Source organism: Bradyrhizobium ottawaense (genome assembly GCF_900099825.1).
Taxonomy (GTDB): domain Bacteria; phylum Pseudomonadota; class Alphaproteobacteria; order Rhizobiales; family Xanthobacteraceae; genus Bradyrhizobium; species Bradyrhizobium ottawaense_A.
Map to the genome: position 1 here is coordinate 7,074,994 of NZ_LT629693.1, position 21,858 is coordinate 7,096,851.

Below are 21,858 nucleotides of genomic sequence, written 5' to 3' on the forward strand. Positions count from 1 at the left end.
CAGGCAATCGCGGCCGCGCCTAGTTGGTATCCGCCAGCCGGTGCAGCGTCGCGCCGAAGATCTGGCTGTTCTTGCCGACCAGCGCCGTCCCGTTCATGGTGCCGCGCGTGTCGGTGAAGGTGCCGGAGACGCCGATACCCACGGGAGCCGGTCCGCCGAACAGCGGGTTGTCGTTGTCGCGCGGAGAGGTGTGCCGTTGCACCAGCACCTCGCCCTTGAAGGTGTCACCCTTCACGGTGTAGGTGCCGGTGTAAAACAGATAGGCATCGCCGCCGAGGATCTGGCCGTCGCGGAACACAATCACGCCGCTGCCCTTGCCGGAGCGTCCATCCAGCAGGTTGACGTGGATCGAATACAGCCCGTTCTTCATGACGTCCCAATGCCGGCCGCCGCGCCACGGAAACCGGTAATCAGTTATGCCAAAGCGTAGCCCTCAACGTCAACGCGGCCGGTTACCTGGCGAGGCCCGATTCGCAGGCAAAGGGCCAGCGCGCCGCCGCCGTCGTGTGACACTGACATGACAGGCGATCGAGGCCGACTCAAGTTGGCCCGTGAAATGCATAGCTTTTCGCGGCACCGGCCGGTGGGTGCTGGAGCAAGAGAACAGGTGACCAACTGGATGAAATCCGGCGGCCACATGGCGCGCCGATGCACTGAAAACAACTTCCGTGAAACTACGGGCCGCGATCGCGCGGGCCGTTTCAAAAAGCCGCTGCTGATCGGTTTTGCGGTACTGATGTTGCCTCTGGCCACGTATCCCGGCCATGCCCGCGATCCCGACGGCCGCTACGCCAACTCGCCGCTGAAAGAATGGTTCGACAGTCTGAGAAGCGGGAAGGGGCCGTGTTGCTCCGACGCCGACGGCACAGCGGTCAGCGATGTCGATTGGGAGTCCGGCAACGGGCATTACCGCGTACGGCTCGAAGGCGTTTGGGTCGACGTGCCCGATGAAGCTGTCATCACCGAGCCCAACCGGGTCGGCCGCACGATGGTCTGGCCGATCCGCGGCTATGGCGGCCTGACGATCCGCTGCTTCATGCCGGGCAGCATGACGTAGCGGCGGCGATCACGGGAGCTGTCATGCTCCGCCACCGGCGGCACGTTGTGTTGACCGGTGGCGGCTGTAACGCGACACGGGCGGGCGCGTCACGCGTCACGCATACTTCTTGTCGCGCTCCAGCAGCTCGATCGAAATGCCCTGCGGCCCGCGGATGAAGCAGATGCGTACGCCCGGCCGGATCGTGGTCGGTTCACGCGTGAACTCGACGCCCTTGGCCTTGATCTCGGCGGCGACGGCGTCGATGTCCTTTACCGCCAGGCCGAAGTGGTCGAGCCCCTGATAGGGCGTTACCGGCGGTGAGTTGACGCCGTCGCCGGCGCCGACCGGAGCGATGAATATGTTGGCGCCGCCGAGCTTGACGTCGATGCGACCGGGGCCGCGAATGATTTCGCCGCCGAGAATATCGTGCAGCCAGGCCGCGGTCGCTTCGGGATCGGGACTGCGCAAATGGACATGGTCCCAGGTAACTATTGGCCCGACGGTCGGCATCTCAGTCTCCCCCCCTCGATGATTATTGTTGCCGTGCTGGAGCCCGGCCTTCGGCGTCAATCTAGCGGCGGGGCATCTGCAATTCCATCCCCAGAACCGCTGCATGGCCGCCGCAATATTGTCGGGGTGGCGTGGAACCTTCGTCACCCTGAGTGGTTAAAGAACGAGCGGCGGAACCGTATAGCGGCAGTCGTGAAAGAAGCCGTACGGTGTAACGCCCGTAGGGCTTTTTTTTCATGTGCGGCGCGGCAATCGCCGTCGCCGCCGGATGAGGGCGCGGCAATGCGAATCGCCAGACGGTCATTCGGAAGTGCCGAGGTGCGGCTCATTGTGCTGCCGGCGATTGCGATTGCCGGATGCGCTACCTGGATGATGCTTCCCTGGCCAAGCGATGCCGAGAGCCAATCCGAGGCGGCACCCACCGCGGTCTTCCGGCTCGCCCAGGATACCTCCGGGCCGAACGACGCAGTGACGCCGACCAACGCCACCCTTGCGGGCCCGGCGACATCCACCGTTCCCACCGACGCCGACCCCGCGGCAACGACCGAGGCAGCCCCGGAGATCACCGCTGCGGAAACGGTCGTGCCGGAGAAGCCGCCGGTCGATGGCCTGAAGATCTCCTCGCAGTCGTGGCGAAGGGGCGGGCTCGGCTCGAAGGCGCTGATGACGTTCACGCTCCGCAACGGCAATGACTATGCGGTGAAGGATATCGAGATCGCCTGCGCTTTTGCCCGCCACGATGGCAGCCACCTGACCGACCGCAAGCGGGTTATCCCCGATACCGTGAACATGAAGAGCCGGAAGCGGTATTCCGGCATGCTGGTCGGGTTCGTTAATGTTTACGCAAACAAGGCGAAATGTTCGCTGGTGACGGCGAGCCGAACCTGACCCTCCGCACCCGAAAATGTGATCGCTGCCGTTGAACCTTGCCGTTCCCTTCGGAACTAATCGCTATGTCGTCTGTTAAGCGACTGAACCGCGTAGTTGCGTGGGGGAGCGAGTAAAAATGCCCGTGGCGCGATATTTCATGTATGTCGGCGGCGCGCTGCTGGCGCTGCTGTTTCTGATCGACGTCTATGTGCCTTCGCAGGCGGTCGTCGCCAGCCATGCCGCCCCCTCGATCGACCGGAACGTGGTTCGCATTCATTCCGACCAGAAATTGCCGGAACGGGTGGTCTACGACACCAGCCTTCCGACCATCGTTCCGCCCGCCTCGAAAGTCCGGACTGCCGTCGCGCCGCAGCCGCCCGTTGCCGTTGACGTCACGGCGCAGGCCCGCGTCCGTAACACCTTTGCCCAGTTCGTACCGGCGGACGTGAAAAAGCCCGAGCCGCAGGCCCAGCGCAAGCGCAAGGTAGCCAGAACCCACGCCAACCCGCCGATCCGGCTGGCGCAGCAGTCGCATTTCGGCTTCTTCGGCGGCCCGAGCAGCACCTGGCCGAGCAGCACCTGGTAAGGTACGCCGCCTGAGCTAGCGCGGCAGCTTCGGGACCTTGTCGGCAAAACCATTATAGCAGGTCAGCCGCTCGTCTTCCTCTTTCTGGAAACGGCACTCATTGACGCCCTTGGCGGCCGGCGCCTTCGGCTTGGGCTGCGGCGTAAAGATGGCGTCGTAGCACTGCAGGCGTTCCTTGGTGGCGTCGTCGATATCCTGACAGGCCTGCAGCTTCTGGGCGATGGATTTGGGCGCCTCTTTCCTGCCGGCGGCCTCTTTCTTGGCAGCCGAAGGCTTCTTCGCCCCCACCTGTACCAGCGGCTTGTCGCCGACCGTCGGAGGCGGGCCGGCCGTTGTGGCCGGGGCGGTGGTGCCTTGGGCAAACGCCGCGGCCGGATACAGGATCGCCAGCGCCAGGATCATCTTTCTCATGTCAGTTCGCTCTCGAATGCGTGGTTCGCCGGATCGGTCCCCACCGAAATGGCGCGCTCGGAGAGATTCGAACTCCCGACCCTCGGAATCGAAATCCGATGCTCTATCCAGCTGAGCTACGAGCGCTTTTGTTTTAACTATTTGATATAGTTCAGTTTTTATCACAGTAAGGTCGGTGGATTGTGGTTTTCCATGTTGCGTGTGTTGCAAAGAATTCCCCTTTAGTTTCAAGGGCTGTCCCCGACTGCCGGTAACTCCACGCGACATGAACGCGACATTTCGGTGTGGGTGTTAGCATTCACTTGGCATGGGGAAAAGAGCACCGAACATCTTAGGCCTGCCGCCCGTAGATTGGATTGCAGGTGATTCGCGATGATCGACAAACGCCCCAGACCAGACAACCCATTTCCGACGCGCCCTGAAGACGTGCTCAATAAGGGCATCCGGGCCAGTGTCGGCGCGCTACCCGAGCGGTGGCGAGCCAATGTGTCGACCATCGGCAATTGCTAGGAAGCCGCCCTTCAGAAACGGGAGCATGTCATCGAACATCCGCTCCAGATCGCGGGAGCGCACGCTTCCCTTTGAAAGGCGTTCAATGCGTCCGCTTTCCGCACATGCGACCAGCATCGTCCCCACCGTGAAGTGGAAGCAGTTGTAGATGGCTACCGCGCTAGCATGGGGCAGGGTTCTGATCAGTTCGTTGATGTACTCTTCGGCTACGCTGTCGTAATTCTTGCTGATGATGGGGCCCCATCGCAAAGAGTTCGCCAGGCGCGCGACAAGTTGGGCATAGTTCTTCCAACCTTCGCCGTGCCGGCTCGATCTCTCGATGAACGGCCAAACGTATCCTTCGATCAAGAGTTCCAGCGGGATCGGTCCGCCGCGGGCGTCGTTCCGATAGCGCTCTAAAGCGTTGAGGCGCAGTTCGCCCATCACCGCCGCACGCCGTTCGATAACCTTCTCGAACAAGCTCTCTTTCGGTCCGAAATGATGCGCAATGTTGGCGAGCTGAACGTCGGCCTCGGCGGCGACGTCGCGGAGCGCGGTGCCATCATAGCCTTTGTAGGCGAACACCCGCTCGGCCGCGTCGAGTATCCGTTCCCGGGTCCCGTCGGCGCTTGGCCGCTGGATTGCGCCCGAAAGCGCGGGCTCCGGCGTGGATCGCTTGCGGGACGCGGCGCCGCCTGGCTTCTTCACGGCCTATTCCATTGAAATAATTGAACGATCGATCAAGTCGATTGCGGGTTCGATTTCTGCAGGTTGCTCCGGATAATACCCAAGCAGATTTGGATGTCCATCAGTCTTGACTCACTTATCAAGAAGAAATAATTGATCATATGTTCAAATAAATCCTAGGGAGGATCAGCCGTGAAAAGGGAAGTCGAGTTTCGAAGTGAAGGAACGCTGGTACGCGCAACGCTCGTTCTCCCGGATGCAGCGAGGGGCCCCGTACCGGCCGTGGTGATGGGTGGTGGCTGGTGTTACGTCAAAGAGATCGTGATGCCGCACTACGCCAAGGCGATCGTCGCCGCCGGCGCCGCCGTCTTGATGTTCGACTACCGGCACTCGGGCGCGAGCGAGGGTGAACCCCGTCAGTTGATCGACCCGGCCAGACAGATCGAAGATTTCAAGAACGCGGTCACGTTCGTGTCCGGCCTTCCCGAGATTGATGCAGACCGCATCGGCGTCTGGGGTATTTCGTACGCTGGCGGTCACGTGCTGGCGGTCGGTGCCACCGACCCTCGCGTCAAATGCGTCATCTCGAATATTCCGGTCGTCGACGGATATGAGAACATGCGTCGCGTCCATGGGTCGACGCGCTTCAACGACCTTCAGAAGCTGATCATGGAGGACCGGGTTGCTCGCGCGCGAGACGGCAACGCCGGAGGGCGCATGCCGATGTCGTCGCTCAAGCCGTCCGATGAGCTTTCGACTTGGCCGTTCGCGCTGATTCACGAAATCTTCCACGATATCAAGGAGCGGGAAGCGCCCCTCCATGAGCATTGGAGCACGATCTCGTCGACCGAGATGCTGATGTCCTACAACGTCTTCCCGTTCGCCGAACGGATCTACAACACACCGGTGATGATGGTCGTGGCAGAGGGCGACGAAATCACGCTGTGGGATCTGGAGATCAAGGCGTTCAATTCGATTCCGTCGTCGCAGAAAGAACTGGTCGTGATCCCGCATGTCTCGCACATGAGCCTTTACTCGCAACAGACTGATCTGCAGATCGCCGGTGCCGCGGCCGCCAGGTTCGTCCGCAAACACCTGGTCGAGAAATCGAAGGCCACAGCGGCGCGTGCCGCCTGACAGCGGACGGAGGAGCGCGCGCGTTCCGAAGGCAGCGCGGCGGTAATGCATGCTGAGTTCCAGGTCTGGTCGGGCAGTTGCGAAAGATGTCGGAGACGAACTTGGTTCCAAAGATCGACGCAATCATCGCCGGCAAGTCGCGCGCGCGCCAGGAAGTTCAGACTTGGGAAGATCGCCGCGCATCAGCGGTGATGCGTAAGCTTTCCGTAGACGGCTCCAATATGTCCCGTTTGGAGAGACGACGCGCGCTGCTCGCACGCAAGCTGGCGTTGGGCCATAGCGGCATTCGAGAAACCTTGCGACGGGAGCTGAGTTGGTCGGCGCGAATTGCGCGATTGACGGCTACACTGTCCGGCGGGCGGCGAAAACTCAGCGCTTGCGACCTCGTCGTTGGACGCGGTTCGGCCGACGCATTTTGCGAGTGGTTTCGAGAGCGAACGCGACAAGGCGATGAACCGCCGATGCTTGATGCCTGTCCGGATCACTACATCATCGCAACTGGTTCCGACGGGAAGCAGGTTGTCGTGGAGACGACGGGAGGCGCGCCCTTCGCCTCAGAATTCGTCATTGACTATTCCGATAGCCGCGGCATCCAAACTGCACTCGACCCGACGTGTCCTTTTCGAATCGTCGGCACGGCGAGACTCAAGGATGGCGTCAGTGTCGGTGGTGTTTGCCATCAGTTCAGACAAGAAGGAGAGGGATTCCGAGCGAAATTGAGCGTCGAATTCCCCGTGATGGTCCTCCCATATATGATTGCGGAACATCGCTGGCATTTGGCAGCTGAGTTTTCCAATTGGATCGAAACGGCTAGTGCCTCATGAGCGATGCAGTGCGAGGCCGGAGGCGTTGGAAAGCAAGCGCACGTCGCCGGCGCGCAATGGCAAAGGGATTTCCTCGTGGCCAATCGGCTCACTTCGTTTGCGCTATCTACTCCTTTGCCGCAATCCAAATTCCTGGATCCGAGTTCTTGCGAATATGATTGAACAAGAAATCCGTGAAGACCCTGATTTTGGCCGGCAGCCGGACGCGGTTCTGGTAGGCGATGTTCATCGCGAGCAGCGGCAGCTCCCAGTCCATCAGTACGGGCACGAGGTTGCCGGCCGAAATGTCGTTATGCACGATGTAGAGCGGCTGAATCAGGATGCCGAGGCCCCCGAGAGCGGCGCCGCGGATCACTTGGCCGTCATTGCTGTCGAGCGTCGGCGCGATACGGACAATCTGCGTCGCGCTGCCCTTGCTGAGCCGCAGCGAGTAGGGATCGTTTGCGAGGTTGTAGATAAGCATGTCGTGGCGCGCGAGGTCGGCTGGATGTTCCGGCCGGCCGTGGCTCGCAAGATAGGACGGGGCTGCCGCCAGCACGCGTCGCATCTGGCCGATGCGTCGGACGATGATGTTGGAGTCCGGCTCCTGCTCCCTCGTACGGATGGCGACGTCGATGCCAGCCTCGATGAAATCGGGATAGCGGTTGGCGGCGATGATCTGAACGCCGAGGTTTGGATAGAGCGCGCGAAACGCGGGCAGCATCGGCGCTATGTAGATCATCGCGAACGACAGCGAACTCGTGACGCGCAGCATACCCTTCGGCGACAGCGCGCGGTCGCTCACCGCGTCCTCGGCTTCCGCGAGTTCGTTCAGCAGCGTGCTGCAACGCTGCAGAAACTCCTGCCCTGCTTCCGTCAGCCATTGCCGGCGCGTGTTGCGCTCGATCAGGCGGACCGCAAGCCGCTCCTCCAAGGCACTGAGGTGACGGCTCGCTGCCGCGTTCGACATTCGCAATGTCTCGGCGGCCCTGGAGAGACTGCCGAGTTCGGCCGTCTTGGAGAAAACCTCAAGCTGCAGCAGTCGGTCCATTGTTGCTCAAATCGGAAAAGAGACTTACAAAGTTTGTTCTTTATTTCCGCGTGGCGCAAGACAAAATACGCCCAACAAGTAAGCGACAGGCGAGGAAATCAAGGAAATGTCGGGTCCGATCAAGCACATCGTGATGTGGAGGCTGCGCGGAGAAACGCCCGCAGAGCAAGCTGCGGCCCGGACAAAGGTCAAGACCCTCTTCGAGGGCCTCAGGGGGCGGATCGACGGTCTCACTTGCATGGAAGTCGGCGTCGACGTCAGCGATGTCGATTACGCCTGCGACGTGGTTCTGGTCTCGGAATTTACCGACAGCGCTGCCCTAAAGGCCTATGCGACCCATCCGGAACATCTGCGCGTGCGGGAGGAGCTTGGCGACTTGCGGATTGGCCGTTTTCAGGTCGATTATCCCATCAAAGAGACCGGCGCATGATCGGTTCGTTCACCTTTGAAAATCTGCCTTGCCGTGTCGTGTTCGGCAGCGGGACGCTTAGTGTGGCCAAGGCGGAAATCGAACGGTTCGGCGGTAAGCGCGCGCTGGTGCTGACGACGCCGCAGCAGGAGGCGCAAGGTAAGCACCTCGGCGCGGCACTCGGCCCGCTCTATGCGGGAATCTTCTCCGGAGCCACTATGCATACGCCGGTCGAGGTGACCGAGCAGGCGCTTACGGCGATGAAGTCATACGAGGCTGACTGCGTCGTATCGCTTGGCGGCGGATCCACAACGGGTCTCGGCAAGGCGTTGGCCTTACGCACTGGCATCAATCAGCTCTGCATTCCCACCACCTATGCCGGCTCGGAGATGACGCCGATCCTCGGCGAAACAAAGGCCGGGCTCAAGACCACGGTACGCGACCCGGCGGTGCTACCGGAGACGGTGATCTACGACGTCGACCTGACGCTGACGCTGCCCGCGGGATTAGCCGCCACCTCCGGCATCAACGCGATCGCGCATGCGGTGGAGGCGCTCTACGCCCGCGACACCAATCCCGTAATCTCGCTCATGGCCGAGGAAGGCATCCGGGCACTCGCCGGCGCACTGCCCGCGATTGCCGCCAAGCCTGAGGATCGGGCGGCCCGCAGCGAAGCGCTCTACGGCGCTTGGCTGTGCGGCGTGTGCCTTGGGACCGTCGGCATGGCGCTGCATCACAAGCTCTGCCACACGCTCGGCGGCACGTTTGATCTCCCGCATGCCGAGACGCACACCATCGTGCTGCCGCATGCGCTGACCTACAACGCGCCAACGGTGCCTGAAGCGATGGCGCGGATCTCGCGCGCGACCGGCACCGCGGATGCGGCGCAAGGTCTCTATGATCTCGCCAAGCGGCTCGGCGCAAAACTGGCGCTGCGCGACATCGGCATGCCCGAAGCAGGCATTGACAAGGCGGCCGACCTCGCCGTGACCAATGCCTACTGGAATCCGCGTCCGCTCGAGCGCAACGCCATCCGCGACCTGATCGCCCGCGCATGGGCCGGCGATCCGCCGGTCACGACAAAAGCGGCGGCCTGATCGACATGCGGCGAACCCTCATCAAATCCGCGACGATCATCAGCATGGATGATGGGCTCGGCGATTTCGTTGCCGGTGATCTGCTGGTGGAGGGTAATCGTATCGTCGATCTGCGCCCGGAAATTGACCTTGGCAGCGGCGCGATTGAGACCGAGATCCTGGACGGTGAGGGACGCATCGTCATACCCGGCTTGATCAACGCCCATATGCACACCTGGCAGACGGCGTTACGGGGCTTTGCCGCCAATTGGACGCTCCCGGAATATTTCCGCCGCATGCATGCGGGGCTCGCGACCGTTTTCCGGCCCGACGACATCTACATCGCGACGCTGGTCGGCGCGCTGAACCAGATCAATAGCGGCGTCACCACGCTGGTCGACTGGTGCCACAACAATCCGACACCTGATCATACCGACGCCGCGGTGCGCGGCCTGATCGAGAGCGGCATCCGCGCCGCCTTCTTCCACGGTTCGCCGAAGCCTGAGCCCAAGCCGGGCGAGCCGCACTTCTCAGAGATGCCGCACCCGCGCCGCGAGGTGGAGCGGTTGCTGGCAGGCCCCTTTGCCGACCAGAACGGTCTCGTCACGCTTGGGCTTGCCATTCTCGGCCCGCATTACTCGACGCTGGATGTCGCGATGCATGATTTCCGCCTGGCGCGGGAATTCAACCTGATCGCATCGATGCATCAGGGCGGCGGCCCCGCAAAGACACTCGGCGGTTGGGAGAAGCTGATCGAGGCCGGCCTCGTCGGCCCGGGCGTCAACATTGTCCATGGCAATGACCTGCCAGACGATCTCCTGCAGCGCCTCGTCGATCTCGGCGTGTCGTTCTCGGTGACGCCGGAGAACGAGATGATCCAGGGCCACGGCTTTCCGATCACCGGGCGGCTGCTCCAGCGCGGCGTTCGTCCCACGATCGGCATCGATCTCGAATCCGTGCTGGCCGGCGACCTCTTCTCGGCCGGACGCGTCGCGCTGTCGATGCAGCGCGCGCTCGACAATGCGGAGGCGCGCAAGACCGGCGGAACCATTCCGGCGACGACCACAATCCCCGTACGCGAGGCGCTGCGCTGGGTGACGACCGAGGGCGCGCGCATGCTCGGCCGCGAGGATCAGATCGGCTCGCTCACGCCGGGGAAGCTGGCCGATCTCGTCATCATCAATGCGTCCGACCTCAATCTCTTTCCGGTGCACGATCCCGTCGCCACCGTCGTGATGCAGACCAGCCTCGCCAATATCGAGGCTGTCATGATCGGCGGCAGCTGGAAGAAGCGGAACGGCCGGCTGCTGGTTGACGGGCTGGATCACAAGAAGGAGCTGCTGGCGCAATCCGGCCGGCGGCTGGTGCAGGACATCGAACGACAGGAACGCGCCGCCTGAGGCGCCAATGGACAACTTGAATGACAGAAGCTTCCAAAAACGTCGCCTTTATCGGAATCGGCAAGATGGGCCTGCCGATGGCAGTACTGGTTGCCAAGGCCGGCTTCGCCGTCACCGCCTTCGACCAGAGCGCCACGCGACTTGCTGAAGCGCGCGCGCAAGGCATTTCTAGTGCGGCCTCGCCTTTCGAAGCCGTGAGCGGCAAGGCCGCCGTGATGACGTCCTTGCCGGATGATGCGGCCTTGCGCGCAGTCATGCTGGGCCCGACCGGCCTAATTGATGCGATGGCGCCGAAGGCCGTCCTGATCGAGACCAGCACCGTCAGCGCGGAGGCCTCTGCCGAGGTCGCCACGGCCGCACAGGCGCGCGGTCTCGCTTACCTGCGTGCGCCAGTGTCCGGAAATGCCAGCATCGTCCATACGGGCGCGCTGTCCTGCTTCGTCTCCGGCCCGAAGGACGCCTTCGACAGCGCCAAGCCGCTATTCTCTGCCTTCACGCGCGCGCAGACCTATCTCGGGCCGAGCGAGGAAGCGCGCTACGCAAAACTCGCGGTCAATCTGATGATCGCGGTCTCGGCCGCGATGATGGCCGAAAGCCTCGCTCTGGCACGCAAGGGCGGCATCGGCTGGCAGGACATTTTGAAGGTGCTGGACGACAGCGCGATCGCTTCGCCCATGGTGAAGTACAAGACCGCGCCGCTTCGAACCCGCGATTTCGAGTCGTCGTTCTCCTGCAAACAGATGGCAAAGGACCTCGACCTCATCCTCGGTGCAGGCCATGCCGTCGGCGTGCCGCTGCAGCTTGCCGCGCAGGTGCGCGAAACCTACGGCGCGCTGGTCGCGCAGGGCGACGGCGAGACTGACTTCATCGCAACCGTCAAGCATCTTGAACGGCTGTCCGGCCTTGGCGAGCCCAAACTGTGATCGAGGGAGGCACAATTGCGTAACTTCAACGAAAACACGATTACCGATGCAGCGCTCGAACGCATCGCCGGCACAACCGATCCGCGCGTCAAGCAAGTCAGCGAGGCGCTGGTCCGGCACCTCCACGCCTTCGTGCGCGAGATCCGCCCGACCCAGACGGAATGGGAATACGGCATCGACTTCCTGACCCGCACCGGACACATGTGCGACGACAAGCGCCAGGAGTTCATCCTGCTGTCGGATACGCTCGGCGTGTCCATGCTGGTCGACGCGATCAATCATCCGGTGCCGGAAGGCGCGACCGAAACGACTGTGCTCGGTCCGTTTTTCGTCCAGGCCGCTCCCGAGAAACAGAACGGCGACGACATCTCCGGCTCGATGGAGGGCGATCCCATGATCGTCACCGGCTCGGTTTCGACCGTCGATGGGCGACCGCTCGCGGGCGCCGTGGTCGACGTCTGGCATTCCGACAATGATGGCTATTACGACGTGCAGCAGCTCGACGACATCGGCGATCTGGCGATGCGCGCGCGGTTTCGCACCGACACCAATGGCCGTTTCCATTTCTGGTCGATTAAGCCGGCGGCCTACCCGATTCCGCATGACGGGCCGGTCGGCGACATGCTGGAAGCGCAGGGGCGTCATCCCTGGCGACCTGCACACGTGCACTTCATGATCTCGGCTCCCGGTTTCGAGCAGCTCGTGACGCACGTGTTCGTAGCCGGCGATGAATATCTCGACTCCGACGTGGTTTTCGGCGTCAAGGACAGCCTGATCCGAGATTTCGCGCGCTGCCCGCCCGGTCGCGCGCCGGATGGACGCGTGATGGACGCAAAGTATTTCCATCTCAACTATGATTTTGGTCTGAAGCAAGTAGCGAGCAGCGCGTAGGCAGCCTGAGCCGAAGATGGCGAAACGGACCGACAAGAGTCCGCACAAGAACATAGACGGAGAGAAACCATGGGACCGCGGGTCAGCACAGCCGAATTGGCTGAACGCCTTGCAAACTTGATCGGCCCGCGCGCGAGCGTGGCGCGGGGCGTGCTGGATCAGCACGGCCAGAGCGAATCCTATTACCGCGCGCTGCCGCCGGACATCGTTGTCTTTCCGGAGACGACGCAGGAGGTCGCAGAGATCGTCAAGCTCTGCGCCAACGCGGGCATGCCGATCGTGCCGTTCGGCGCCGGTACCTCGCTGGAAGGCAATGCGGCCTCGGTCGAGGGCGGCGTCTGCTTCGACTTCGCACGCATGAACAAGGTTCTGGCGGTGCATGACAGCGACATGAATGTCGTAGTTCAGCCCGGCATTACACGAAAACAGCTCAACGCAGAGCTCCGCGGCACCGGCCTGTTCTTCCCGATCGATCCCGGTGCGGATGCGTCGATCGGCGGCATGAGCTCGACGCGAGCGTCCGGCACCATGGCAGTACGCTACGGCACGATGAAGGATAACGTCATGGCGCTTGAAGTGGTGTTGGCGGACGGGCGGGTGATCCGCACCGGCAAGCGCGCCCGCAAATCCTCCGCCGGCTATGACCTGACGCGGCTGTTCGTCGGCGCGGAAGGCACGCTCGGCCTCATCACCGAAATCACCCTGAAACTGCATCCACTGCCCCAGGCGATCTCGGCCGCGGTCTGCAGCTTCGACACCTTGCACAACGCGGTGGATACGGCTATCGCCGTGATCCAGGCGGCCATTCCTGTGGCACGCGTCGAGCTCCTCGACGACGTCATGATGCGCGGCATCAATGCCTACTCCAAGCTCGGTTATCGCGAGGCGCCGACGCTGTTCTTTGAATTCCACGGCTCGGAGACGTCTGTTGCGGAACAGGCCGAGCTGGCACAGGCGATTGCCACCGAATTTGGCGGCCGCGGCTTTGAGTGGGCCAAGGCGCCGGAAGACCGCAGCCGGCTCTGGCATGCCCGTGATAACACGCTCTATGCGGGTCTCGGCCTGCGGCCCGGCGCGCGCGCCGTCATCACCGATATCTGCGTCCCGATCTCGCGGCTCGCCAAATGCCTGACGGACACGCGCCGCGATGCGGATGAACACGGTTTTACAGCGCCAATTGTAGGCCATGTCGGCGACGGTAATTTTCATATGTTGATCCTTGTCGATCCGGCAAAGCCCGGGGAGATCGACAGCGCCAAAGCGCTCCAGGCCCGCATGGTTGCCCGCGCCATCGCGATGGACGGTACCTGCACCGGCGAGCATGGCATCGGGCTCGGCAAGATCGACTTTCTCGCCGACGAACTGGGTGAGGCTGTCGACGTGATGCGGTCGATCAAGACGGCGCTCGATCCGAACGGATTGATGAATCCCGGCAAGATCTTTGCGGGGGTACGCCCATGAGCACGGCATTGAAGATGGCCGTTCAGAGTTCCGACGAGCAATCCGCAACGCCGCTGCTCGAGCTACGCGGCATCAGCAAGGAGTTTCCAGGCGTCAAGGCGCTGGATGACGTGTCCTTTGCCCTCTACCCCGGCGAAGTGCACATGCTCCTAGGCGAGAATGGCGCGGGCAAGTCGAGCCTTATGAAGGTTCTGTGCGGCGCCTACAGGGCTGACGACGGCGAGTTCTTCTACAAGGGCGAGAAGGTCGCGATCGCCTCGACTGCGGATGCGCAGAAGCTCGGCATCGCCGTGATCTTCCAGGAATTCTCGTTAGTTCCGTATCTGGATATTGCGCAGAACATTTTCCTAGGCCGCGAGCCGAAAGGCCTCATTCCCGGTACCATCGACCGCCGCAAGATCCTGGCCGACGCGAAGCGCGTACTGGATTCGATCGGCTTCGCCATCGATCCCTCCGTCACGGTAAATACCCTCGGAGTGGCGCAGCAACAGATGGTCGAGATCGCGAAAGCGATCAGCCAGAACGCGCGCATCCTGGTCATGGATGAACCCACCGCAGCGCTCTCCGATCGCGAGACCGAGCTGCTGTTTGCGCTGATCACGCGGCTGAAGGCCGATGGCGTGTCCATCGTCTATATCTCGCACCGCATGGCCGAGGTGTTCGCGCTCGGCGACCGCATCACGGTTCTGCGCGACGGCCGCCGCATCGATGGCGTTCGCCCGGCCGACGTCACGCCAGACCAGCTGGTCCGCATGATGGTCGGCCGCACCGTCGATATGACCTATCCGCGCAATTTTGCCGAACGGCCTGGCGAGGTGCTGCTCCAGGTGAAGGGCGTAACCTCGCCGACCGGAATTTTCGACATCAACATCGAGGTGCGTCGGGGCGAGATCGTCGGCCTCTGCGGCCTGGTCGGGTCGGGCCGCAGCGAGGTCGCACGCGCCATCTTCGGCGCTGATCCGACGACATCTGGCGAGATCATCTTTGACGGTAAGCCGATCTCCGGCGAGCCCGACGTCGCCGCCCGGCACGGCATTGCCTTGATCCCTGAAAGCCGAAAGAGCGAGGGCCTCGCGCTGCTTCGCTCCGTCGGCGACAATCTCGTGGTCTCGGCGCTTCGAAAGCTGTTTCCGAGAGGTCTATTCGATCCGCGAAGCAGCCAGCGCACGGCCGACGGTTTGATCCGGCAGCTCCGCATCGCGACCCCAAGTGCGCGTCAAGCCGTCGGTCTGCTGTCCGGCGGCAACCAGCAGAAGGTTGTGATCGGCAAGTGGCTTGCGGCCGGGGCAAAGCTCTTCATCTTCGACGAACCGACACGCGGCGTTGACGTCGGTGCCAAATCGGAAATCTTCGCGCTGATCGACCGCCTTGTCGGCGAAGGTGCTGCCGCGCTGATGATCTCATCGGAGCAAGTAGAGATCTGCCACGTCTGCGACCGCGCCTATGTGATGCGTGAAGGTCGAATCGCCGGCCACCTGTCACGAACCGAATTGACCGAGGAGAACATCGTGCGAATGGGGATGCATCATGCGTGAAGCCGCGGTCGTTTCACAATCCAATCCGTTACAGCGCATTCCTGGTGTCGCTTTCGTGCTGGTCGCGCTGATTGCCGTGTTCGGTGCTGTCGCGCCGGGCTTCCTCTCGGTCGCCAATCTTTCCAACGTGCTGGTGCAGTCGACCATCCTGACCATGCTCGCGCTGCCGATGACGCTGATCATCATGACCGAAGGACTCGACCTCTCAATGGGCGCAGTCCTGACGCTCACCTCGCTCTGCGTCGCCATCGTATCAGTGGCGACCAAGTCAATGCTGCTCGGCCTTGGCGCCGGCGTCCTCGTGGGCGTCGCCTTCGGCGCGGTCAATGGCTCGCTGGTCGCGATCCTCGGCATTCCGCCGTTCGTGGCAACGCTGGGCACCCTCGGCGTGGCACAAGGCCTGTCACTCATTGTCTCCGACGGCCAAAGCGTGGTCGGCATCCCCCACAGTGTGCGTGATATCTACTCGTCGAAACTCCTTAGCGTGCCAGTACCGATCGTGATGGCGCTGGTAACCTACGCTGCATTTCACGCTCTGCTCTACCACACACGCTTTGGTACCTACATTTTCGCGCTCGGCGGAAATCGTGAAGCGCTGAGATTTGCCGGCCTTTCGCCCAACAAGCTTCTGATCGCGGTCTATGCGCTCGGCGGCATGATGGCCGGTATCGCAGGGCTTCTCATGACCGCGCGCATGAACTCGGGGCACCCGACCGCAGGCCTTGGGCTGGAATTCGACGCGATCGCGGCAGTCGCGGTCGGCGGCACCTCGTTCGAGCGCGGCAATGGCTGGCTGCTCGGCACCGTGCTTGGCGTTATCGCCGTCGGGGTACTGCGCAACGGGCTCAACCTCATCTCGCTGCCGTCCTCGGTGCAGGTCGCGAGTGTCGGCATCCTCGTCATTGTCGCGCTGTTCCTGGATGGTCTACGGAGCCGGTCATGACCAACATCACCAAAGAGGCCATTGCGCCGCCGCGATCTTTCCTGTCGCAGGACGCAATCCAGCTGTTCTATCGACTCCTCGCGGCACTCCTGATCTGCGCCGTGCTCGCCGCCGTCAGCGACTCCTTCCTGAGCCTTGGCAACATCCTCAACGTCCTCAGGCAGGCGAGTTTGACCTTTTTCATCGCCTCGGGCCTGACGCTGGTCGTGCTCACCGCCGGCCTCGACCTCTCGGTAGGCGCCAATGTCGCGCTCTCCGCCTGCATTGCCGGCACGGTGATCCACAAGACCGGCTCACCGGCCCTCGGCATTCTCACCGGACTTGCCTGCGGCGGCATCGTCGGGCTCCTCAATGGCGTCATGGTCACGGCGCTGCGTATCCCCTCGTTCATCGCCACCTACGGCATGCTCTGGGTGCTGAACGGACTAACGTACTGGTACATGGCCGGCGAAACCATCCATGGCTTCCCCGCAGGATTCCGCCAGATCGGCAGCGGCTACCTATTCGGCCTACCCATTCCGGTCTATCTGCTGCTGGTGTTCCTTGCGATCGGCACGCTATTCGCACAGCGGACGATATGGGGACAGCAAATTTACGCGATCGGCGCCAATCCCGTCGCCGCGCGTCTCTCTGGCATTCCGGTCGCACGGCGGCTGCTGCTTGTCTATGCTGTCTCCGGCACGATGGCGGGACTCGCCTCGATCATCTTCCTGTCGCGGTTGAATTCGGCCGAGGCCGATATCGGTGAGAGCCTGACTCTGCCGGCGATTGCGGCCGTGCTGATCGGCGGCACCTCGCTGTTTGGCGGCGTCGGCACCATGTTCGGCACCTTCATCGGCGCGCTGATCCTGACGCTGGTGCTGAACGGCATGAACCTCCTGTCGGTGAGTGCCAATTGGCAGCCGCTCGTTACAGGTATCATCGTCGTTGTCGCCGTTTGGCTGGACATGAAGACCGGCCGCCGGACGCAATGAGTTCTCGAGCAATCCAACAAACCAGACGAGGGATGGAGATAACATGAAACAGAAACTGAGCTACCTGGCACTGCCGCTGATCTTGGCGGCTGCATTCACGACGCAGGCGCGCGCCGACGGCGAGACCATCGCCGTCTTCACCAAGAACCAAACCAACCCGTTTTTCCAGACTGTACGCGTTGGCGCCGACAACATGGCGAAATCACTGAACGCCAAGACGCTGCAATACATCCCCACCAAGCCGGACTCGATCCCCGAGCAGCTCAGCCAGATCGAGGACGTCGTGGTGAAGAAACCGAGCGCCATCGTCTTCACGCCGGTCGACTACAAGGCGATGGTTCCTGGGGTCGAGAAGATCAACGACGCCAAGATCCCGGTCGTCAACATCACCGACCGTTCGGCCGGCGGCAACTTCGTCTCGTTCGTCGGCGCTGATGACTACAGCCTCGGGTTGGAGACGGCGCGCTATCTACTGAAGACGCTCGGCGGCAAGGGCAACATCGTTATCATTGAAGGCGTCAAGGGCTCGCTGACCAATATCGATCGCGTGCGCGGCTTCAACGACGCGCTGAAGGAAAATCCGGGCGCAAAGCTCTTGGCGTCACAGCCTGGCAATTACCAGCGGCTGCAGGCGCTCCAGGTGATGGAGAACCTGACGCAGTCCAATTCACAGATCGACGGCGTGCTTGCCGCCAACGACGCCATGGCAATCGGTGCGATCGAGGCGCTCGATGGCGCCAATCGCAAGGCGCAGGTGATTGGTATCAACGGTACAAAGGAAGCGATCGACGCCATCAAGACCGGCAAGCTGCTCGCAAGCGGTGACTATAATGGCTTCACGCAAGGTTGCCTCGGCACGATGATGGCAATCCGAAACCTGCGCGACCAGCCCGTCGTCAAGGAGATCGTGTTGAAACCGACCGTCATCACCAAGGACAATTTCCAGCCCTTCGATGTGCCGCTGGAACAGCGGTCCTGCCCGACCTTCGAGGAAGCCGGCAAGCTCGGCAGCAACTAAGCCCCACATGCTCATCAAACCCCGGACGGCCGTTCGCGGCGGCCGTCTCATTTTCAGATTGGAGTTCTCATGCTGTTTGCCATTCACGCCCTCGATCGCGAGGGCGCGCTCCCGACTAGGCTCGCCAACTACGACGCGCATAAGGCCTTCCTCGGCGACACTTCGCGCTTCGGCGTCAAGATCGTAATGTCCGGTCCGCTCGTCTCCGACGACGGCGAGGGGATGATCGGCAGCCTGTTCCTGATCGAGGCTCCCGGCCGTGCCGAAGTTGAAACGTTCAACCGCGCGGATCCCTTTGCCGCTGCAGGAATCTGGGAGAAGGTAACGATAACTGGGTTTATACGTCGGCAGGGCTGAGGAGCTTTGAATGCACGGGCGAGGGTACTCAGGATCGTCAGGGCGCCGAGTCGGCGTGGCACGCAGACAAGGTTACGCTGAACTCTGACCGTGCTGATTGACCGCATGTCGATACCACGGCTGACAGCCGGCAAGTCCCACCAATCATGCCTTGGCGATTAGCGGCCATCTTGAATGACTGTGTCGTGGGGGCCTCGCCGGGGGTGTTGTCCTAGGAATAGGGACGCAATGAATCAGAAGCAGCTCGATTATTTCATTCGCATCGCCGAGCTTGGCAGCTTTCGCAGGGCCTCTGAGGCGCTGAGGATCGCCCAGCCCGCGCTGACGCGCCAAATCCAGCGGCTTGAGCAAGATCTGGGCGTGCAGCTCTTCTTCCGGGGAGGGCGCGGGATCATCCTTACCAACGCCGGTGAGCTGTTGCTGGAGCGTGCCCAATTTATCCAGCGACAGACAGAGCAGGCCATGGCTGATGTCCGCTCCGAGGGCAGCGTTCCGCGTGGCTCGGTATCGCTGGGTGTTCCCGGATCGATCGCGAACGTTTTGTTCAAGCCGCTCGTTGAGACGTATCTGCGACTTTATCCTGGTGTGCGTCTGCGGCTTTACGATGGTGTCGCCCACCTTCGTGACCAACTCTTGTCCGGGGTGCTTGATCTCGCAATTCTGCCGACAGGCCGCGTGCTGACCGAGGCGGGCATCGGCAGCGTCACACTGGTGCGCGAGCAGGTCTATCTTGCGGGTCCCCCTGGTGAGTTCGCCGTTGGGTCGAATTGCATGCTGGCTGACGTGGTGCGGCTGCCACTGGTTGCGGCGGGCGGTGCAAGTTCGATGACCGCCAGGCTTGAGGCTAGTGCGCTCAGCGTTGGACAGGAGCTCGAGTTCAGAGTTGAAACTGAGAATCTCCCCGTCCTAAAAGAATTGATCCGCGCAGGCATCGGCTATTCGGTGTTACCCTATTGCGCCGTTTGCGGAGACGACGAGCGGGGTTACCTCTCTTTGTGCCGAGTCGAGGACTGTAGTCTGGATCGTGTACTCGGATGGCGAACCGACCGTCCGTTAACGCCGGCTGTTCGAGCCATGGTGACGCTGATCCGTGAGCAAGTCGAGAAGCTGAAGCAACAGGGCGCCTTCGGCCGGTGCGACTGAGCACTCTTGGCGATGCTCGCCATCAGCCTCTGATCCAAGGCGATGCCAAAGAGGCATCGGTCAAATAGTCATTAAGTATTGGATTACGACATCAGACACCCATAGCGTCTCCTCGACAAGGCAAAGGGACTGCCTGGACCTTCTGAGGCAAGTCTAGAGCTGAAACCGCCAGAAATCTCCGTGCATGTAGATGGGAAATGGCGAGCACAGGGCAGGAAAATGCTTGAAATCGCCGCGTCCAATGGCGTAGCCGGACTGCTTCACTAAAACTCTGATCCTGCGTCGGTACGCTGACAAAGCCAACTCCAACAAATCGAGATCATCATCGTGCTTCCGCGGGAGTGCGACCGTAGAGATGCGGATGGGAGGCTGAAATGACGACGAAGAGCGAAGTCCGCGACGGCATGCGGGTCGAATGGGATGTCGAAATTGAGATGCCCGACGGCGTCATCCTGCGTTGCGACATCTTCAGGCCGCTCGGTGAGGAGCTTGTTCCGGCGCTAATGACCTATGGTCCATATGGCAAGGGTCTTGCCTGGCAGGACGGTTACCAGACGGCGTGGGAAATCCTCGAGAGAGACAATCCTGACGCGGTCGCTAATACGTCGAACGTTTATCAGTGTTGGGAGGTACCCGATCCGGAGAAATGGGTTCCCGATGGTTACGCGCTCGTCCGTGTCGATTCCCGCGGAGCGGGGCGATCTGAAGGTTTCCTCGCTGTCAGCAGTCCGCAGGAGACGCAAGACATGTACGACTGCGTCGGGTGGCTCGCGCGCCAGCCCTGGTGCAGCGGCAAGATTGGAATGAACGGCATCTCGTACTACGGCGCTAACCAGTGGAGGGTTGCCGCCAAGCGCCCACCCCATCTTGCGGCAATCTGCATCTGGGAAGGTTATTCCGACAGCTATCGAGAAGCATCCCGTCACGGCGGTATATTCTGCACGTTCGGAAAGAACTGGTTCAATATCCAGGTTCTGACGCTCCAGCACGGGCTGGGCGATCGCGGCCGGCGCAGCCGCGTGACGGGTGAAACGGTTTGCGGGCCTGAAACTTTCACCGACGAAGAATTGGCACGCAATCGCGTTGTCAGTCGCGGCCTCCTCGCTCATCCACTAGAGGATGCCTCTCATCGCGCGGCAAACGGGGATCTATCGGCTGTAGAAGTTCCGCTGCTTTCAGCTGCGAACTGGGGAGGTCAGGGCCTGCATCTGCGCGGCAATGTCGAAGGTTATCTCGGGGCAGCCTCAAAGAAGAAGTGGCTTGCGTTTCACGGCGGCGCGCATTGGGCAGAGTTCTATACCGACTATGGCGTCGCCATGCAGAAGCGTTTTTTCGGCCACTTCCTCAAAGGGGAACGCACAGGCTGGGAGGATCAGCCTCCGATCCAGATGCAGATCAGGCGCCCCGGTGAAACAAAATTCGCCGTGCGGCATGAAAACGAGTGGCCGCTGGGCCGTACCCAATGGACGAAGTTTTACCTCGATTTCGAACGCATGGCGCTGACGATCGAACCGTCAAAAGTGGCGAGCAAGCTCGACTACCAGGCGATGGGCGAAGGATTGACTTTCAAGACGGCGCCATTCGAGACCGAAACCGAGATCACGGGACCGGTTGCGAACCGCCTGCTGCTCTCCTCGAAAACCGTCGACGCCGATGTCTTCCTTGTCCTGCGGCTGTTCGATACCGACGATCGCGAGGTCACGTTCTTCGGCGCGGTCGAGCCGCATGCACCGATAGGACAGGGCTGGCTGCGCGCGTCGCATCGGAAACTCGATCAAGCGAAGACGACGCCTTATCGTCCATACCATAGCCATGACGAGCTGCAGCCGCTCATACCTGACGTTCCGGTTCAACTCGATGTCGAAATTTGGCCAACCTGCATCGTAGTTCCGAAAGGCTATCGCATCGGCCTGACTGTTTTGGGGCGCGACTATGAATGGGACGGGGCTGCCGCGTTCCTGTCAACCGCGAAAAACATGCTGAAAGGCTCGGGCCCCTTCCTTCACGATGATCCGGAAGATCGTCCGTCAGACATTTTTGGAGGAACCAATACGCTTCACTTCGATCCCGGAAATCCGGCATTCGTGCTGCTGCCGGTTATTCCTTCGTCCGATGCCGCTCGCTGATCTTGTTGGCGGTCTCCGG

General features: G+C 61.8%; 23 protein-coding genes and 1 tRNA gene. 18 read left to right on the forward strand and 6 right to left on the reverse strand.

Annotated elements, in window-relative coordinates; genetic code table 11:
- Nucleotides 1-19: 19 nt before the first annotated feature.
- Nucleotides 20-370 (reverse strand): GrlR family regulatory protein, encoded by a 351-nt coding sequence (locus tag BLR13_RS33295; RefSeq protein ID WP_074814682.1) that lies wholly within the window; start codon nt 368-370, stop codon nt 20-22.
- Nucleotides 371-607: 237 nt separating this feature from the next.
- On the opposite strand from BLR13_RS33295, the gene BLR13_RS33300 reads away from it, so the two are divergent.
- Complete coding sequence (locus BLR13_RS33300) at nt 608-1,057, forward strand: hypothetical protein (protein ID WP_433994241.1); 450 nt, start codon at nt 608-610, stop codon at nt 1,055-1,057.
- 96 nt (nt 1,058-1,153) lie between these two features.
- Here BLR13_RS33300 and BLR13_RS33305 read toward each other — a convergent pair whose 3' ends face one another.
- Nucleotides 1,154-1,549: a VOC family protein gene (locus tag BLR13_RS33305; protein WP_074814680.1), complete on the reverse strand. Its 396-nt coding sequence runs from the start codon at nt 1,547-1,549 to the stop codon at nt 1,154-1,156.
- Between the two features lie 318 nt (nt 1,550-1,867).
- Here BLR13_RS33305 and BLR13_RS42035 point away from each other — a divergent pair, with 318 nt between their 5' ends.
- Entirely contained in the window at nt 1,868-2,437 is a 570-nt protein-coding gene (locus tag BLR13_RS42035; RefSeq protein ID WP_244524985.1) for a hypothetical protein, read from the forward strand.
- A gap of 118 nt (nt 2,438-2,555) precedes the next feature.
- A complete protein-coding gene (locus tag BLR13_RS33315; protein ID WP_074814679.1) occupies nt 2,556-3,005 on the forward strand; it encodes a hypothetical protein in 450 nt (149 codons plus the stop codon).
- A gap of 15 nt (nt 3,006-3,020) precedes the next feature.
- Here BLR13_RS33315 and BLR13_RS33320 read toward each other — a convergent pair whose 3' ends face one another.
- The 3 genes from BLR13_RS33320 to BLR13_RS33330 form a co-directional block, all read right to left on the reverse strand.
- Nucleotides 3,021-3,416 (reverse strand): hypothetical protein, encoded by a 396-nt coding sequence (locus tag BLR13_RS33320; protein WP_074814677.1) that lies wholly within the window; start codon nt 3,414-3,416, stop codon nt 3,021-3,023.
- A gap of 49 nt (nt 3,417-3,465) precedes the next feature.
- A tRNA-Arg gene (locus tag BLR13_RS33325) sits at nt 3,466-3,542 on the reverse strand.
- 336 nt (nt 3,543-3,878) lie between these two features.
- Nucleotides 3,879-4,613, reverse strand: a complete 735-nt coding sequence (locus BLR13_RS33330; RefSeq protein WP_079587410.1) for a TetR/AcrR family transcriptional regulator — start codon at nt 4,611-4,613, stop codon at nt 3,879-3,881.
- Between the two features lie 171 nt (nt 4,614-4,784).
- On the opposite strand from BLR13_RS33330, the gene BLR13_RS33335 reads away from it, so the two are divergent.
- Nucleotides 4,785-5,729, forward strand: a complete 945-nt coding sequence (locus BLR13_RS33335) for an alpha/beta hydrolase (protein ID WP_074814672.1) — start codon at nt 4,785-4,787, stop codon at nt 5,727-5,729.
- Nucleotides 5,730-5,830: 101 nt separating this feature from the next.
- A complete protein-coding gene (locus tag BLR13_RS33340; protein ID WP_143039575.1) occupies nt 5,831-6,553 on the forward strand; it encodes a hypothetical protein in 723 nt (240 codons plus the stop codon).
- 106 nt (nt 6,554-6,659) lie between these two features.
- Here BLR13_RS33340 and BLR13_RS33345 read toward each other — a convergent pair whose 3' ends face one another.
- Complete coding sequence (locus BLR13_RS33345) at nt 6,660-7,583, reverse strand: LysR family transcriptional regulator (protein ID WP_074814664.1); 924 nt, start codon at nt 7,581-7,583, stop codon at nt 6,660-6,662.
- A 106-nt stretch (nt 7,584-7,689) separates the two neighbouring features.
- On the opposite strand from BLR13_RS33345, the gene BLR13_RS33350 reads away from it, so the two are divergent.
- The 13 genes from BLR13_RS33350 (at nt 7,690) to BLR13_RS33410 (ending at nt 21,839) form a co-directional block, all read left to right on the forward strand.
- On the forward strand, nt 7,690-8,013 hold the full coding sequence (locus BLR13_RS33350) for a Dabb family protein (protein ID WP_074814661.1): 324 nt from the start codon (nt 7,690-7,692) through the stop codon (nt 8,011-8,013).
- Complete coding sequence (locus tag BLR13_RS33355; RefSeq protein WP_074814658.1) at nt 8,010-9,089, forward strand: maleylacetate reductase; 1,080 nt, start codon at nt 8,010-8,012, stop codon at nt 9,087-9,089. The genes BLR13_RS33350 and BLR13_RS33355 overlap by 4 nt, the downstream gene beginning before the upstream one ends.
- Before the next feature lie 5 nt (nt 9,090-9,094).
- Nucleotides 9,095-10,468: an amidohydrolase family protein gene (locus tag BLR13_RS33360; RefSeq protein WP_074830790.1), complete on the forward strand. Its 1,374-nt coding sequence runs from the start codon at nt 9,095-9,097 to the stop codon at nt 10,466-10,468.
- Between the two features lie 20 nt (nt 10,469-10,488).
- Nucleotides 10,489-11,391 carry an NAD(P)-dependent oxidoreductase gene (locus tag BLR13_RS33365; protein WP_074814654.1) on the forward strand — a complete coding sequence of 301 codons (903 nt, stop codon included), beginning with the start codon at nt 10,489-10,491 and terminating at the stop codon, nt 11,389-11,391.
- 15 nt (nt 11,392-11,406) lie between these two features.
- Complete coding sequence (locus tag BLR13_RS33370; RefSeq protein WP_074814651.1) at nt 11,407-12,282, forward strand: intradiol ring-cleavage dioxygenase; 876 nt, start codon at nt 11,407-11,409, stop codon at nt 12,280-12,282.
- 69 nt (nt 12,283-12,351) lie between these two features.
- A complete protein-coding gene (locus BLR13_RS33375; RefSeq protein ID WP_074814648.1) occupies nt 12,352-13,743 on the forward strand; it encodes an FAD-linked oxidase C-terminal domain-containing protein in 1,392 nt (463 codons plus the stop codon).
- A complete protein-coding gene (locus BLR13_RS33380) occupies nt 13,740-15,278 on the forward strand; it encodes a sugar ABC transporter ATP-binding protein (RefSeq protein ID WP_074814644.1) in 1,539 nt (512 codons plus the stop codon). The genes BLR13_RS33375 and BLR13_RS33380 overlap by 4 nt, the downstream gene beginning before the upstream one ends.
- Nucleotides 15,271-16,221: an ABC transporter permease gene (locus BLR13_RS33385; RefSeq protein ID WP_074814642.1), complete on the forward strand. Its 951-nt coding sequence runs from the start codon at nt 15,271-15,273 to the stop codon at nt 16,219-16,221. The genes BLR13_RS33380 and BLR13_RS33385 overlap by 8 nt, the downstream gene beginning before the upstream one ends.
- Nucleotides 16,218-17,195 carry an ABC transporter permease gene (locus BLR13_RS33390; protein WP_074814639.1) on the forward strand — a complete coding sequence of 326 codons (978 nt, stop codon included), beginning with the start codon at nt 16,218-16,220 and terminating at the stop codon, nt 17,193-17,195. The genes BLR13_RS33385 and BLR13_RS33390 overlap by 4 nt, the downstream gene beginning before the upstream one ends.
- Nucleotides 17,196-17,238: 43 nt before the next feature.
- Nucleotides 17,239-18,213: a sugar ABC transporter substrate-binding protein gene (locus BLR13_RS33395; RefSeq protein ID WP_074814636.1), complete on the forward strand. Its 975-nt coding sequence runs from the start codon at nt 17,239-17,241 to the stop codon at nt 18,211-18,213.
- Between the two features lie 69 nt (nt 18,214-18,282).
- Entirely contained in the window at nt 18,283-18,570 is a 288-nt protein-coding gene (locus BLR13_RS33400; RefSeq protein WP_074814633.1) for a YciI family protein, read from the forward strand.
- 228 nt (nt 18,571-18,798) lie between these two features.
- On the forward strand, nt 18,799-19,713 hold the full coding sequence (locus BLR13_RS33405) for a LysR family transcriptional regulator (protein WP_074814628.1): 915 nt from the start codon (nt 18,799-18,801) through the stop codon (nt 19,711-19,713).
- A 374-nt stretch (nt 19,714-20,087) separates the two neighbouring features.
- Entirely contained in the window at nt 20,088-21,839 is a 1,752-nt protein-coding gene (locus BLR13_RS33410) for a CocE/NonD family hydrolase (protein ID WP_244524986.1), read from the forward strand.
- Nucleotides 21,840-21,858: the final 19 nt, after the last annotated feature.

Excerpts from the sequence above, each read along its gene's own strand:
- BLR13_RS33295 (WP_074814682.1), bottom strand. The coding sequence starts at position 370 with ATGAAGAACGGGCTGTATTCGATCCACGTCAACCTGCTGGATGGACGC.
- BLR13_RS33305 (WP_074814680.1), bottom strand. The coding sequence starts at position 1,549 with ATGCCGACCGTCGGGCCAATAGTTACCTGGGACCATGTCCATTTGCGC.
- BLR13_RS33315 (WP_074814679.1), top strand. The coding sequence starts at position 2,556 with ATGCCCGTGGCGCGATATTTCATGTATGTCGGCGGCGCGCTGCTGGCG.
- BLR13_RS33320 (WP_074814677.1), bottom strand. The coding sequence starts at position 3,416 with ATGAGAAAGATGATCCTGGCGCTGGCGATCCTGTATCCGGCCGCGGCG.
- BLR13_RS33345 (WP_074814664.1), bottom strand. The coding sequence starts at position 7,583 with ATGGACCGACTGCTGCAGCTTGAGGTTTTCTCCAAGACGGCCGAACTC.
- BLR13_RS33350 (WP_074814661.1), top strand. The coding sequence starts at position 7,690 with ATGTCGGGTCCGATCAAGCACATCGTGATGTGGAGGCTGCGCGGAGAA.
- BLR13_RS33355 (WP_074814658.1), top strand. The coding sequence starts at position 8,010 with ATGATCGGTTCGTTCACCTTTGAAAATCTGCCTTGCCGTGTCGTGTTC.
- BLR13_RS33360 (WP_074830790.1), top strand. The coding sequence starts at position 9,095 with ATGCGGCGAACCCTCATCAAATCCGCGACGATCATCAGCATGGATGAT.
- BLR13_RS33365 (WP_074814654.1), top strand. The coding sequence starts at position 10,489 with ATGACAGAAGCTTCCAAAAACGTCGCCTTTATCGGAATCGGCAAGATG.
- BLR13_RS33375 (WP_074814648.1), top strand. The coding sequence starts at position 12,352 with ATGGGACCGCGGGTCAGCACAGCCGAATTGGCTGAACGCCTTGCAAAC.
- BLR13_RS33380 (WP_074814644.1), top strand. The coding sequence starts at position 13,740 with ATGAGCACGGCATTGAAGATGGCCGTTCAGAGTTCCGACGAGCAATCC.
- BLR13_RS33385 (WP_074814642.1), top strand. The coding sequence starts at position 15,271 with ATGCGTGAAGCCGCGGTCGTTTCACAATCCAATCCGTTACAGCGCATT.
- BLR13_RS33390 (WP_074814639.1), top strand. The coding sequence starts at position 16,218 with ATGACCAACATCACCAAAGAGGCCATTGCGCCGCCGCGATCTTTCCTG.
- BLR13_RS33395 (WP_074814636.1), top strand. The coding sequence starts at position 17,239 with ATGAAACAGAAACTGAGCTACCTGGCACTGCCGCTGATCTTGGCGGCT.
- BLR13_RS33400 (WP_074814633.1), top strand. The coding sequence starts at position 18,283 with ATGCTGTTTGCCATTCACGCCCTCGATCGCGAGGGCGCGCTCCCGACT.
- BLR13_RS33405 (WP_074814628.1), top strand. The coding sequence starts at position 18,799 with ATGAATCAGAAGCAGCTCGATTATTTCATTCGCATCGCCGAGCTTGGC.
- BLR13_RS33410 (WP_244524986.1), top strand. The coding sequence starts at position 20,088 with ATGACGACGAAGAGCGAAGTCCGCGACGGCATGCGGGTCGAATGGGAT.